The organism is Chryseobacterium limigenitum (assembly GCF_900114875.1).
Classification (GTDB): Bacteria; Bacteroidota; Bacteroidia; order Flavobacteriales; family Weeksellaceae; genus Chryseobacterium; species Chryseobacterium limigenitum.
Window position 1 is genome coordinate 134019 of the sequence record NZ_FPKW01000007.1, and the last position, 12683, is coordinate 146701.

13 protein-coding genes are annotated in these 12683 nt (G+C 35.9%); all 13 read left to right on the top strand.

Going from position 1 to position 12683, the window contains the following annotated elements:
* Window positions 1–161 precede the first annotated feature (161 nt).
* The 13 genes from BT156_RS10850 (at window position 162) to BT156_RS10910 (ending at window position 12668) form a co-directional block, all read left to right on the top strand.
* Window positions 162–1094, top strand: coding sequence for a ring-cleaving dioxygenase (locus tag BT156_RS10850; protein WP_072409999.1), 933 nt, complete (start codon window positions 162–164; stop codon window positions 1092–1094).
* Between the two features lie 60 nt (window positions 1095–1154).
* On the top strand, window positions 1155–1451 hold the full coding sequence (locus tag BT156_RS10855) for a GNAT family N-acetyltransferase (protein ID WP_072410001.1): 297 nt from the start codon (window positions 1155–1157) through the stop codon (window positions 1449–1451).
* A gap of 66 nt (window positions 1452–1517) precedes the next feature.
* Window positions 1518–2471, top strand: a complete 954-nt coding sequence (locus tag BT156_RS10860) for a VOC family protein (protein WP_072410003.1) — start codon at window positions 1518–1520, stop codon at window positions 2469–2471.
* A 4-nt stretch (window positions 2472–2475) separates the two neighbouring features.
* On the top strand, window positions 2476–3096 hold the full coding sequence (locus BT156_RS10865) for an alpha/beta hydrolase (RefSeq protein WP_072410107.1): 621 nt from the start codon (window positions 2476–2478) through the stop codon (window positions 3094–3096).
* A gap of 315 nt (window positions 3097–3411) precedes the next feature.
* A complete protein-coding gene (locus BT156_RS10870) occupies window positions 3412–3723 on the top strand; it encodes a hypothetical protein (RefSeq protein WP_072410005.1) in 312 nt (103 codons plus the stop codon).
* Window positions 3724–3732: 9 nt separating this feature from the next.
* Window positions 3733–4317, top strand: coding sequence for a Crp/Fnr family transcriptional regulator (locus BT156_RS10875; RefSeq protein WP_072410007.1), 585 nt, complete (start codon window positions 3733–3735; stop codon window positions 4315–4317).
* 335 nt (window positions 4318–4652) lie between these two features.
* Window positions 4653–5528, top strand: coding sequence for a pirin family protein (locus tag BT156_RS10880; RefSeq protein ID WP_072410009.1), 876 nt, complete (start codon window positions 4653–4655; stop codon window positions 5526–5528).
* A 25-nt stretch (window positions 5529–5553) separates the two neighbouring features.
* Entirely contained in the window at window positions 5554–6252 is a 699-nt protein-coding gene (locus tag BT156_RS10885) for a M17 family peptidase N-terminal domain-containing protein (RefSeq protein ID WP_072410011.1), read from the top strand.
* A gap of 189 nt (window positions 6253–6441) precedes the next feature.
* Window positions 6442–8562, top strand: coding sequence for a type IA DNA topoisomerase (locus tag BT156_RS10890; protein WP_072410013.1), 2121 nt, complete (start codon window positions 6442–6444; stop codon window positions 8560–8562).
* A 278-nt stretch (window positions 8563–8840) separates the two neighbouring features.
* A complete protein-coding gene (locus tag BT156_RS10895) occupies window positions 8841–9263 on the top strand; it encodes a PaaI family thioesterase (protein ID WP_072410015.1) in 423 nt (140 codons plus the stop codon).
* 325 nt (window positions 9264–9588) lie between these two features.
* Entirely contained in the window at window positions 9589–9933 is a 345-nt protein-coding gene (locus BT156_RS10900; protein ID WP_072410017.1) for a phage holin family protein, read from the top strand.
* 144 nt (window positions 9934–10077) lie between these two features.
* Entirely contained in the window at window positions 10078–12072 is a 1995-nt protein-coding gene (locus BT156_RS10905; protein WP_072410019.1) for a S9 family peptidase, read from the top strand.
* Between the two features lie 110 nt (window positions 12073–12182).
* The gene (locus BT156_RS10910; RefSeq protein ID WP_072410021.1) at window positions 12183–12668 is read left to right on the top strand and encodes a DNA-deoxyinosine glycosylase; all 486 of its coding nucleotides are present in this window, start codon (window positions 12183–12185) and stop codon (window positions 12666–12668) included.
* Window positions 12669–12683 lie beyond the last annotated feature (15 nt).

Sequence of the window (12683 nt, forward strand, 5' to 3'; positions counted from 1 at the left end):
AAAGTTTATAACTAAGAATTTGACGATCAGAATGGCAGAAATGCTGTTATAATTTTACAAATTCACAATTTTTTCAAAAAACGTCATTTATTAAACTAGTTAAATGTGCAGGAATTTCCATCACCCTAAATTTGTCATATCAAAATTAAACAAATAACAAAATGGAAAATAGAATTTTAGGATTGCACCACATTACAGCAATCGCCAACAATGCAAAAAGAAATTTAGATTTTTATACTCAGGTTTTGGGGTTGAGACTGGTAAAGAAAACCGTCAACTTTGATGATCCGGGAACCTATCACTTTTATTTCGGAAACGAAACCGGAACTCCGGGAACAATTTTAACTTTCTTTCCTTGGGAAGGAATCGGGAAGGGAACAAACGGAAGCGGATTGGCAACTCACATCGGATATTCAGTTCCAAAAGGAAGCTTGGAATTTTGGAAAAACCGTTTTCAGCAATTCAATGTAAATGTTGAAGAAGGCGAAATTTTTGGTGAAAAAATGATCTCCTTTAAAGATCCGGATGGTTTACAGTTGCAGTTCATCGAATCTTCAACTCCGGATGACAGAAAAGTTTGGACAACCGATGATATTAAAGATGAAAATGCTTTAAAAGGTTTCCACAATGTGACTTTAACATTGAAAAAAGCAGATCCGACGATCAAAGTTTTGACAGATATTTTAGGATATGATCTTCAAAAACACGAAGGTGAAAGATTTCGTTTCGCAACAGATTCAATAGAAACTGCAAATTTGATTGATATTATTGAGAATGATAAAATTATAGCAGAAAGAAATGCAGCAGGAACCAATCACCACATTGCTTTCCGTGTAAAAGACGATAATGTTTTAATGGAATACCGTGAAAAAGTAATGTCAGCAGGATTAAATATCACTCCAAAAATCGATAGAGATTATTTCTATTCATTGTATTTCCGTGAGCCGGGCGGAGTTTTATTCGAAATAGCTACCGACAATCCTGGATTCACTGTGGATGAACCTTTGAATGAATTGGGAACTAATTTAAAACTTCCAAAACAACACGAAGCTTTGCGTGAAAAAATCGTAGAGGTTTTGCCGAAGTTATCATAGATCATTACTCAGTTTTATCAGAGGTCTTACCTTTAAATTATTAATTAAAAATCAAAAACAATGGAAAGAACAGAAGTAGTTTTAGGAAATGTAAAAGGAGAAGTTCAGCTTTTCTCAGACGACAAAAAAGCAGGGAAAATGGATATCTCAGTGATCGGAAAAAAATTAACCGTTTATCACACAGAAGTTAATGAAGAATATGCAGGAAAAGGTTTTGCAAAAATATTATTAGAAAAACTGGTTTCTTACGCAAGAGAAAATGATTTGAAAATTGTACCGTTGTGTCCGTACGTTCACGCACAATTCAAACGTAATCCGGAAGAATATAATGACGTTTGGCTGAAAGAGGAATTGTAAAACAAAATCTCAAAATTTTAGACCAAACACTAAAAACCAATAACCAAACACTAAAAACTAAAGAAAATGCCACTTATAACAGGACTACACCACGTTACAGCCATTACTGGCGATGCACAGGAAAATATAGACTTTTATACAGGAGTTTTAGGACTTCGATTAATAAAAAAGACGGTCAATTTTGATTATTCCGATGTTTATCATTTCTATTTTGGGGACGAATTTGGAACCCCAGGCACGATCATGACTACTTTCCCGTATGGAAAAGGATTGGTCAACGGACGACACGGCAAAGGAATGTTGAATACAACGGCATTTTCAATCTCAATAGAGGCGTTGGATTATTGGTTGAATCGACTTGATCAGTTTAATATTCCCTACAAACAGCCACAGCAAAGATTTTCCGGTGAAGTTTTTATTTACCTTGAAGATTTTGACGGACTTGGGCTTGAATTGTTTTTTAATGATAAAGACAATCGAAAAGGCTACTACAACGGATTTATTCCAAAAGATTATGCCGTTAAAGGAATTCATCATGTGGAAATTTGGTTGAATGCCTATGAAAGAACGGCAGCGTTGTTGACAACCCAGATGGATCATAAATTAATTGCTGAAAGTTCAGACAGATTCAGATTCGGGACAGATGATCAGCCCGGAAAATATGTTGATTTGGTGTGTACTCCAAATGCTTTGAAAGGCCTGGCGGGAAGAGGAACCGTTCACCACGTTGCGTTTGCGACACCCAATGCACAATCTCAGCTTGAAATGATTGAAAAATTAAACAAATTCGGCTTGGAACATACCGAAGTGAAAGACAGAAAATACTTTACTTCCGTATATTTTAAAGAACCGGGAGGTGTTTTATTTGAAATTGCGACTTCAGGTCCCGGATTCGATATTGATGAAGAATTAGCCTCTTTGGGAGAAGATTTAATGCTTCCGGAAAAGTTTGAAGAAAAAAGAGAACATTTGATTGACGTTCTTCCAAAAATTAATTATCCAACAGAAAAATACAGATAAAATAATGAGCCATATTTTAGATATAAAAACAGCAGGAAAACCTTTAGACCAAGCCGAAAAAGCTTTAATTATGATTCACGGGCGAGGCGGAAGTGCGCAGGATATTTTGAGTTTGTCACAACATTTAAACGTTGAAGATTACGCAGTATTAGCGCCACAAGCCACGAATGGAAGTTGGTATCCTCTTTCATTTATTGCTCCTGTTGAACAAAACGAACCATGGTTGTCATCAGCAATTGAAACGATTGGGAAGACAGTAAAAAGTATTTTAGACTCAGGAATTAAACCAGAGAATATTTACTTTTTCGGATTTTCTCAAGGCGCTTGTCTTACTTTGGAATTTTTAGCCCGAAATGCACAAAAATTCGGTGGAGCAGTAGCTATTATCGGTGGAGTGATTGGCGATAAAATCAATCGTGAAAACTACAAAGGAGATTTTGCCCAAACTCCAATTTTCTTGGCAACAAGCAATCCGGATTTTCATGTTCCGGTTGAAAGAGTCTATGCTACAGCCAATATTTTAAGAGAAATGAATGCTGATGTTAGCGAAAAAGTTTACGCTAATTTTGGTCATTCTATCAATCAGGAAGAAATAGAATTGGCAAATACATTGATTTTTAAATAAAGTATTTAAATACGAACAGGCACAATTGTTTTTCACAAATAAATGCAATAATGTATTCAACAGGAATGGGCTTTAGCTAAAACTTAAAATAAGCTATAAATTATAACAATGAATTTGAGCAAGTTTTGGGGATTTTAGGATTAAGTTTTAATTTTTAGCATTCAGATTACAAGTCTTGAACTTTTGCTTCTTTTGCTTTAAGGCAAAAGAAGTTTAAACAAAAAAGCAATGAACGAAGATTTACTTTTTTAATTGCAAGAAATATAAAATTTTTGTCAAATTAGTCATTTTGAATAATTTAAAATAAAATACATAATGAAAACACTACAATTCCTAGTGATCGGAAAAAATCAGGAAATTCTCGAAACTTTAAAAAGAATCATCGAAAACAATGAAGGATGGAAAGCAGATGTTCAGAATGATGAAAACGGTTGCTATGATTATATTAAAGAAAATCAGGTAGATATTGTGTTGTTGAGTTCGGGTTTGGAAGAGCAGTTTGAAAGAGATATTAAAATATTTTGTGAAAATTTAGACAAAGAGGTTAAAGTAATTGACCATTATGGTGGAGGAAGTGGACTTTTAAAGAATGAAGTTTACGCACTTTTCCCTAATTTGCAGCCGTAAACTTAATGTATGTTCGAAAATATCATCAAAAACGTAACACGATTCATTAATCTTAGTCAAGATGAAGAAAAATTTTTCACAGATTTACTCACTTGCGAGACTTTTCCAAAGAAAACAGTTTTATTGAGAGAAGGAGAGGTTTGTCAGTTTGAAGGATATATCCAAAAAGGTTGTGTGAGGGTATATTACCTTGATGATAACGGTTTCGAAGTCACGATTTTATTCGCCATTGAAGATTGGTGGACGAGTGATATTGCTTCATTTCAGGAACAGAAACCATCAAAATTATACATCGAAACACTGGAAGATTCAGAAATTTATATGCTGAATCCGACAACGAAAGAAAAATTGTTGAAAGAATATCCGAAATTCGAAAGAGTTTTCAGAATGTTGGTTCAGAGAAATTTATCAACGCTTCAGAACCGATTGGTTAATACTATTTCGAAAAGTGCGTCAGACCGATATTTAGAATTCGTGAAAGTATATCCCACGATCCCACAAAGAGTTCCGCAGTATTATATTGCCTCTTATCTTGGGGTTTCAAAAGAATTTGTGAGTACAATCAGAAAGCGCTTAGCTTCAAAGGAGAAATAATTTCTGTAGTCAATTAAATAGCAGAATTCCCTTTATTTAATTAAAAATATACCTACAAAGTTTGTTATCCCGAAGAGATCTAGACGCGAATCTTTTCATACGAATCTCTAAAGACTCTGTTTAGATCCCTCCGGGATAATAAACTTTGTGTTTTTAGCGGAAGTTTCCAAGTCTTGAACTTTTGGTTCTTTTGTTTGACTACATCGAATCTTCTATTTCAAGAAAAAGGACTTAATTATTTTAATCAAAAAGCAATTTATTAAACTAGTTAAATGCACAGCATTTTCCCTCTCCCTAAATTTGTCCTATCAAAATCAAACAAATAACGAATAGATATGGACAGAAAAGATTTTTTAAAGAAAGGATTATTAGGAACAGGAATGTTTGTAGCATCCGCATCATTGGGAAATACGATGAAAAACGAGATCGATGAAATTGAACCATTAGAACCGATCGGATACAACCATTTACCTAATCCTGAGTCGAAAATTAAAGATAATTCAGTCATTCATAAAGCAGATTCAAGAGGGAAGGCAGACCATGGATGGTTGGTGAGTAACCACACTTTCAGTTTTGCAAATTATCACAATCCGGAAAGAATGCACTTCGGTGTATTGAGAGTTCTTAATGACGATAAAGTGGAAGCAGGAAGAGGTTTCGGAACACATCCTCATGATAATATGGAAATCATAAGTATCCCGCTGGAAGGAGATTTGGAGCATAAAGACAGCATGGGAAATTCTGCTATTATTAAAAGTGGAGATATCCAGGTGATGAGCGCCGGAACGGGAATTATGCACAGTGAATTCAATAAAAATGCAGACAGTTTAGTTAAATTCCTTCAGATTTGGGTATATCCAAATAAAAGAAACGTTACCCCGAGATATGATCAGATCACTTTAGATAAAACAAAAAGCAAAAATAAATTCCAGCAAATATTATCTCCAAATGCCGACGACGATGGAGTTTGGATTCATCAGGATGCTTGGTTTCACTTAGGAAATTTTGAAAATACTATCGAAGCCAATTATCAAATCAGGAAAAAAGGAAATGGAGTGTATGCTTTCATTTTAAAAGGAAGCGCAGAGATCGAAGGTCAAAAATTAGAACAAAGAGACGGTTTTGGAGTTTGGGATATTTCAAATTTAAATATTAAAGCAACAGCAGAGAATACGGAGATTCTATTAATGGAAGTTCCGATGACAATGTAATAATTAATACTAAAAATTAAAAGCCATGAAAAATTTCATTTTATCATTTGTCGCAGGTTTGTTATCATTGACTTTAACTGCTCAAAATACTACCCCTGTCGGAACATCAAAAAACTGGGGCTCCGTTGACGGAATTTCAATGATAGGACTGGTTCAGGGACCATCTTCCGCAGATGCTCAACTACAGGTCGCCTGTGTCTTCGAATATACGGAAAACGACATTCACAGCGCTCAGGCGTTACCGGCAAGCTTAAATGGGTTGGTGCATTTAGATGACGCATTGAAGGGCGAATTTACCAAAATTGGACAGTCAGGGCAGTTTCAGGGGCATTCATTGGAAACAATTTTAATTACGCCTCCGGCAGGTTCTATGTCAGCAAAAAAACTTTTGTTGATTGGCTTGGGAGACCGTAATAAATTCACTCCCGAACTGATGACTTCAGTAGGTGAAGTGGCAGCTCGTGAAGCAATGAGATTAGGCGTAACCAATTTCGCTTTTGCCAGCGACCTGAAAGATGCCGGAATTGATTCTCCAACCGCATTAGTAGCCGGAAATATAGTGAAAGGTATCGTTCTGGCCAACCGTTCTGAAATCTACTTAAAGGAACACAAATTATCCAATACCAAAAAATTAGAAAAAGTATATCTATTGGCAGGACCATCTTTTTTTGAAGTTGCAGGCGGCGGAATTAAGGATGCGATTGCAGAATTGAATAAGAAATAATGAAGTTAGATTCATTAATATTGTTGTGAGCTCTCTTTTTTAAGGGAGCTTTTTTGATCTAAAAGGGATAAATATTTTAATAGTTTAAAACATTATTTTCATAACACTCAATTTATCAACCCTCAACTAAATTAGCGAAATCCAAAAAAATTCCCGATTTTTGCAACCCTTTCAATAATCCCGAAATTCATGAAACTTTGTATTGCCGAAAAACCCAGTGTTGCCAGAGATATCGCCAAAGTATTGGGCGCAACCACCCCTAAACAAGGCTATATGGAAGGAAACGGCTATTGTGTGACATGGACGTTCGGACATCTTTGCACCCTGAAAGAACCTCACGATTACGGTCCTCAGTACAAATCCTGGAATCTGTTTTTACTGCCGATTATTCCCAATAATTTTGGGATCAAATTAATTCCCAACAAAGGTGTTGAAAATCAGTTTAAAGTGATTGAAAGATTGGTGGAAGAATGTGATGAGGTCATCAATTGCGGGGATGCGGGGCAGGAGGGAGAACTCATTCAGCGTTGGGTATTGCAGAAAGCAAAATGCAACAAACCGATTCAGCGTTTATGGATTTCCTCACTTACCGAAGAAGCCATTAAAGAAGGTTTTCAAAACTTAAAACCTGCCGAAGATTATAAGAATCTTTATCTCGCAGGAAATGCAAGAGCAATTGGCGACTGGTTATTGGGAATCAATGCAACCCGACTTTTCACCAAAAAGTTTGGCGGAAATAAAGTGGTACTTTCTATCGGAAGAGTGCAGACTCCGACGTTGGCAATGTTGGTTCAGCGTCAGAAAGAGATCGATGCTTTTAATACCGAAGAATATTGGGAGCTGAAAACCAAATACCGTGACGTTATTTTCAACGCAGCGATTGACCGTTTAAAAACATTAGACCGCGCCGAAAAAGGATTGGAATATCTTAAAGTTAATCCTTTTGAGATCGTTTCTTTTGAAATTAAAGAAGGAAAAGAAAAAAATCCAAGGCTTTTTGACCTGACAGGGCTTCAGGTGGAAGCCAACAAAAAATATGGCTATTCTGCGGACAGCACCTTAAAGTATATTCAAAGTCTTTACGAAAAAAAGCACGTGACCTATCCGCGTGTTGATACCACTTATCTATCGGAAAGTTTGTATCCGAAAATTGAAGGCATTCTTCGAAAAATGTCTTTCTATCAGGAACTAGTTGCTCCTTTATTAGAAGCACCGATTCCAAAATCAAAAACTGTTTTTGATGATGCTAAAGTTACGGATCACCATGCGATTATTCCAACAGAAGTTCCGCCTTCTCAAAATCTGACGAGGGAAGAAAAATTGGTGTATGACCTCATCGCAAAACGTTTTATTTCCGTTTTCTATCCCGAATGTAAAATTTCAAATACATTGGTTGAAGGTAAAGTAGGAACTATTCCGTTTAAAACAAGTGGGAGACAGATCCTTGAACCAGGCTGGAGAGCAGTCTACGCAAAAGATGCCAAAGAAGAACCAACGGATAAAGAAAAAGATAAGGAAGAGGAACAAACCATTCCTGAATTTGTTGCCGGAGAAACCGGACCGCATGATCCGATGATTCATCAGGGGAAAACTTCCCCGCCAAAGCCTTACACGGAAGCAACCCTCTTGAGAGCGATGGAAACTGCCGGAAAGCAGGTGGAGGATGAGGAACTTCGAGAATTATTAAAAAATAACGGCATCGGAAGACCTTCAACCCGAGCCAACATCATAGAAACGCTTTTCAAAAGACAATATATTGAAAAGAAAAGGAAAAATCTGATCGCAACCCAAACCGGAATTCAATTGATCGATACGATTGAAGATGAATTACTGAAAAGTCCTGAATTAACAGGGGAATGGGAATTAAAACTTCGCAAAATTGAAAGTGGTGAATATGAAGCCAACCAGTTTAAAGAAGAGTTAATCCAAATGGTAACAGAGCTTACCAAAAAAGTGGTTGACGGAAAAGGAAAGGTCATCATGCTGCAGGAAGAAGAAAAAGCAGTTGAAAAGAAAAAGCGAGAGCCTTCCGTAAAAAAAGAACTTCAGACTTGGGAAGAAACCAAATGTCCAAAGTGTAAAGAGCATAATTTAATCAAAGGAAAAACCGCTGTTGGCTGTTCTGATTTTAAAAATTGTGGTTTTAAGATCTCCTTCGATATTTTCGGGAAAAAGATTTCGGATAAACAGTTATTGGATTTAGTTTTAAAAGGAAAAACTTCAAAACTGAAAGGATTTACAACACATCCGGAAAGCTTGGCGGAAGGTGTTTTATTGTTGTCTGATGATTTTCAGGTTCAGCTTAATTAAGGTTGAAACACAAATTGCACAAATATTTTACATAAATAACAAGAACATTATTCTCAATAATATATCAATAGGAACGGGCTTTAGCCCGTTTTCATTTTTAAGTAACCTCCAAATGGCTTTAGCCAAAACTTAACCCTTCGTACTATTTCAAAAAAAAACATTAAGTTTTATTAAGTAATGAAGAGCATTAAGTTTAAACTTCGTTTTTTAAGATTTGCGCCATTTGTGTAAAATATTATTGCAATTTGTGTTTAAATTTACCATCCAAACAACAATCAATGACACCCGAGAAAAAACAACTTATCACCGACAGTTTCAGCCGCTCCGAAACCTTAAAATTTTACAAAGCAGAATTACTGGAAGTCGATACCGATTTCATTTCCATGAAAATTCCAAAAATGGAATTAATGACGAGAAAAGCGGGAATGTTCAATGGCGCGATGATCGCATCTTTGGTAGATGTTTCTTCAGGATATGCGGCGGTGAGTCATTATGAAGAAGATTGCTATGTAGTTACGGTGGAATTAAAAGTGAATTATTTAAGACCTGCAATCGGTGATGCTCTGGTTTCAAAATCGTATGTTGTGAAAGGTGGTGCGAAAATAAGTGTCATCAGAACAGAGATTTATGTGGTTGATGAAAATGGAGGCTCGGAAAGTCATGTGGCGACTTCATTGGTGACAATGATGAAGATAAAATAAGGTATAATTAGTTTTTTCAACCACCAACAGAAAGCTTGTAACCTGCAATTATAAAAATTAAACTTACTTCATTGATACCATCTTTTCCAAGATCCGAAAGCATCTGCCTGAACAATTGTAAATAAAGTCCTTCCGAATATAGATGAAATGAAAATTAATGATGCTTTTGAAGTATGTTTATTCCAAGAGGATACCCCGGGGATCATTTATTTTAATGTTTGAGTTGAAATTTTTCTTAAATTGAACTAATTGTTATCGATTTATTTAGCGTAAATGGAATGGCTTTTGCTCGGTAACACCTATAAACATTAAAAAATCAATTACTATGAACTTAATTATTCGACTTTTCGTAACTGCGATAGTTGCGTATCTTTTAACTAAAATTTTACCGGGAGTACATTTTGAAGGTTTCTCAACGGCAATTATTTTTGCGATCGTTTTAGGAGTTTTAAACCTTATCGTAAAACCTGTTTTAAGTCTTTTCGGACTTCCGCTTACGATTATTACTTTAGGGTTATTTGCGTTGGTAATCAATGCGATCATTATCCTGATAGCAGATTATTTCATTGACAGTATGACGGTAAATGGCTTCTGGTGGGCATTTATTTTCAGTATTGCACTTTCGCTGGTCACTTCACTAGCCAATTCTATGTTTTCGGATGGAGATTAAATTTTAGCATTAAATTCATATCAAATAAATATCCGTCAGTTTTTTAGCTGACGGATTTTTTTGTTTCAAACATAATTGTTAATTCTTTCGTTCAATTTTAAGATAAACATTAACTTTGGAAATCTTTGAATTAAATAGGAATTTATGAAACTTAAGTACAGTCTGCTGGCTTTGGCAGCTCCGCTTTTAATGAATGCACAACAACTAATGACGCCTGAAATTCTTTGGACTTTGAAAAAAGTAGGAGTGCAGGCTGTTTCACCAGATCAGTCTTCACTTATTTATAAAGTAGGACAGGTTGATTTAAAAACAGAAAAAACGAAAAGTGAGAACTATTTTCTAAATGTTCTTAATAATCAGGCTTCCAAAATAGATTTGGGTAAAAAAGCTCTTATTCAGTGGGATAAGAACGGAATTTACGCTCAGGAAGGCGATAAGATTTTCCTTTCAAAAGACAACGGAAAAACCTGGACTGAGTTTTACACAATCGGTGAAGTTGATAACATTGTCATTTCTCCGGACGGGAAGAAAATAGCTTTCAGTAAGCAGGTTTTGGTTGAAAAATTAATGGGGAAAGATAAATATGCTGACACTCCAAAAACAACCGCTCAGGTTTATACAGATTTAAACCACAGGCACTGGGATTATTTTAATGAAGGAAAATACAATCATGTTTTTGTAGTAAATACTTCGGCAACTGTTGATTCTGCTAAGGATTTATTGGAAGGAAAAACTTGGGATTCACCTCAAAGACCTTTTGGAGGAGCTGAAGATTTCATCTGGAGCCCGGATTCTGCGCAACTTTTATATGTTACAAAACCGAAAAGCGGTAAAGAATATTCAACAAGCACCAATACAGATATTTTCGCTTACGATTTAGCTTCAGGAGCAACTAAAAATTTAACTGAAACGAATAAAGGATACGATGTTAACCCAAAATTCAGTCCGGACGGAAAGTCTTTGGTTTGGCAGAGTATGGAAAGAGACGGATATGAAGCAGATAAAAATGACATCAAATTGATGGATTGGAAGTCTGGTAACACGTCAAACCTTACAAAAGCTTGGGACGAAAGCGTTTCAGGAGATGTTTTCTGGAGCGGAGATTCTAAAGCGATTTACTTCACTGCGGCTTTCAGAGGAACAAAACAATTGTTTTCTTTAGATCCTAAAAATGCTAAAGTTCAGCAAATTACAAAAGGAGATTTTGATGTCAACGAAATTTTTACTGATAATAAAAACTCATTGGTCGTTGGAAGAACAGACGTAAACCATGCAACAGATCTTTTCTCAGTAAATTTGAAAAATGGCGAAATGAAGCAGGTTACTGAAGCTAATAAAGAGATGTATTCTAAATTGGCTCAGGGAAAATCTGAATTAAAAATGGTGAAAACAACAGACGGAAAAGAAATGGGCGTATGGTTCCATTATCCGCCAAACTTTGATCCGAATAAAAAATATCCGACTTTAGTTTACTGTCAGGGTGGTCCTCAATCTGCATTGACACAATTTTTCAGCACAAGATGGAACTTTGCTTTAATGGCAGCCAACGGATACATCGTTGTAGCGCCAAACCGTCGCGGAATGCCGGGCTGGGGAACAAAATGGAACGAAGAAATTTCCAAAGACTGGGGCGGACAGCCGATGAGAGATTATTTGGCAGCGACAGATTATGCGAAAACTTTACCGTATGTTGATGGTGATAGAGTAGCGGCTGTCGGAGCTAGTTATGGTGGTTACAGCGTATTTATGTTAGCCGGAATTCACGAAAACAGATTTAAAACTTTCATCGCTCACGATGGATTATTTGATATGAAATCTTGGTATCTGACAACAGAAGAACTTTGGTTCGCGAATTGGGATCTTGGTTCTCCATGGGAAAAACCGCTTCCAAAAGCATATACAGAATTTAACCCAAGTAATTTTGTTGATAAATGGAACAAGCCAATTATGATCTTCCAGGGGGGAATTGATTTCCGTGTGCCTTACGAGCAAGGTCAGGAAGCATTTCAGGCTGCAAAATTGAGAGGGTTGAAATCGAAATTAGTCTATTTCCCGAACGAAAATCACTGGGTGCTACATCCGCAAAACGGTCTGGTTTGGCAGAGAGAATTCTTTGATTGGCTGAAGGAAACTTTATAATTAAAACTAAATAATTTAATTGTTTAAAAATATCAATAGGAGCGGGCTTTAGCCCGCTTTTTGTTTTATGGTATTAATATGGCTTTAGCCAAAATTTATATCTTTGAATTATGCAAAACAGAATTTCATCATTTCCACCGTTCATTGATGATCAATCTAAAATTTTAATTTTAGGTTCAATTCCTGGTGCGAAATCATTAGAAAAACAGCAATATTACGCTCATCCACAAAACAAATTCTGGAAAATTATTTTTGAATTATTTAATGAAGAGTTTACAGAGAATTATGCTGAAAGAATTATTGTTTTAAAGAAACATCATATCGCCATTTGGGACGTCATCGATTCCTGTGAGAGAAAAGGAAGTTTAGATTCTGAAATAAAAAACGAAGAAGCTAATCAGATCGGAGAACTGTTGGAGCGGTATCCTAATGTGAAGGCTGTATTCTGCAATGGCGGAAAATCATATAAAAATCTACAGAAAATTTTAGGAAAGAATTATAAGCTTCCTATCTACTTACTGCCTTCAACAAGCCCATTACACACGGTTTCTTTTGAAAAAAAGTTGGAGGAATGGAAAGTTATTTTGAATTTTTAAAATTTCTACGGGAAT

Coding starts and splice junctions, on each gene's coding strand:
- BT156_RS10850 (WP_072409999.1), top strand. CDS start 162: ATGGAAAATAGAATTTTAGGATTGCACCACATTACAGCAATCGCCAAC.
- BT156_RS10855 (WP_072410001.1), top strand. CDS start 1,155: ATGGAAAGAACAGAAGTAGTTTTAGGAAATGTAAAAGGAGAAGTTCAG.
- BT156_RS10860 (WP_072410003.1), top strand. CDS start 1,518: ATGCCACTTATAACAGGACTACACCACGTTACAGCCATTACTGGCGAT.
- BT156_RS10865 (WP_072410107.1), top strand. CDS start 2,476: ATGAGCCATATTTTAGATATAAAAACAGCAGGAAAACCTTTAGACCAA.
- BT156_RS10870 (WP_072410005.1), top strand. CDS start 3,412: ATGAAAACACTACAATTCCTAGTGATCGGAAAAAATCAGGAAATTCTC.
- BT156_RS10875 (WP_072410007.1), top strand. CDS start 3,733: ATGTTCGAAAATATCATCAAAAACGTAACACGATTCATTAATCTTAGT.
- BT156_RS10880 (WP_072410009.1), top strand. CDS start 4,653: ATGGACAGAAAAGATTTTTTAAAGAAAGGATTATTAGGAACAGGAATG.
- BT156_RS10885 (WP_072410011.1), top strand. CDS start 5,554: ATGAAAAATTTCATTTTATCATTTGTCGCAGGTTTGTTATCATTGACT.
- BT156_RS10890 (WP_072410013.1), top strand. CDS start 6,442: ATGAAACTTTGTATTGCCGAAAAACCCAGTGTTGCCAGAGATATCGCC.
- BT156_RS10895 (WP_072410015.1), top strand. CDS start 8,841: ATGACACCCGAGAAAAAACAACTTATCACCGACAGTTTCAGCCGCTCC.
- BT156_RS10900 (WP_072410017.1), top strand. CDS start 9,589: ATGAACTTAATTATTCGACTTTTCGTAACTGCGATAGTTGCGTATCTT.
- BT156_RS10905 (WP_072410019.1), top strand. CDS start 10,078: ATGAAACTTAAGTACAGTCTGCTGGCTTTGGCAGCTCCGCTTTTAATG.
- BT156_RS10910 (WP_072410021.1), top strand. CDS start 12,183: ATGCAAAACAGAATTTCATCATTTCCACCGTTCATTGATGATCAATCT.